The following is a 905-nucleotide window of genomic DNA, read 5'->3' as shown; positions in this document are numbered from 1 at the left end:
ATCCTGCGGGAAGACATCGCATGACATCATCGTCGGCGCGATGAACGAACCGGCCTTCGCCACCCGGATCACCCGGTGGTACGAACAGAACGCCCGCGACCTGCCCTGGCGGGTGCCCGGGGTGGGGGCGTGGCCCATCCTGGTCAGCGAGGTCATGCTTCAGCAGACCCCGGTGGTCCGGGTGCTGCCCGCCTGGCACGCCTGGCTGCGGCGCTGGCCGACTCCGGCCGCGCTGGCCGCCGACACTCCCGCCGAGGCGATCCGGATGTGGGGACGGCTGGGCTATCCCCGTCGGGCGGTGCGGCTACGCGACTGCGCGGTGGCGATCGTGCAACGGCACGGCGGCGAGGTGCCGGAAAAGCTGGACCAGCTGTTGGCGCTGCCCGGCGTCGGCACGTACACCGCGCGGGCCGTCGCCGCGTTCGCGTACGGGCAACGACACCCGGTGGTGGACACCAACGTCCGCCGGGTGGTCTCCCGGGCCATCGCCGGCCAGCCGGACGCCGGGCCGACCACCCGCCCGTCGGATCTGGTTGCCTGCGAGGAACTGCTACCGGTCGAGCCGGCCGCCGCCGCTCTGGCCAGCGCCGCGTTCATGGAACTCGGCGCGCTGGTCTGCACCGCCCGCTCGCCCCGTTGCCCGGCGTGCCCCGTCGAGTCGGTCTGCGCCTGGCGGGCTTCCGGCCGGGCCGCACCCGCCGGACCCACCCGGCGCCCCCAGCGGTACGCCGGCACCGATCGGCAGGTCCGTGGGCTGCTCCTCGGGGTGCTGCGCGACGCCACCGGCCCGGTCCCGCACCAACGACTCGACCAGGTCTGGCACGACGACGTGCAGCGGTCCCGGGCGCTGGCCGGGCTGGTGACGGACGGTCTGGTCGAGCCGGTCGGGGAGGACGCGTTCCGGC

At 74.8% G+C, this 905-nt stretch carries 1 protein-coding gene; it reads left to right on the top strand.

Annotated features, from left to right (window positions below; genetic code table 11):
- Window positions 1-40: 40 nt before the first annotated feature.
- A partial coding sequence (locus E1182_RS30670) for an A/G-specific adenine glycosylase (protein ID WP_132271211.1) occupies window positions 41-905 on the top strand: 865 nt, incomplete at its 3' end.

Origin of the sequence: Micromonospora sp. KC721 (assembly GCF_004348355.1) — a bacterium.
Taxonomy (GTDB): domain Bacteria; phylum Actinomycetota; class Actinomycetes; order Mycobacteriales; family Micromonosporaceae; genus Micromonospora.
Note: the sequence above shows the minus strand (reverse complement) of the source record. Positions and strands in the feature narration are given on the sequence as shown.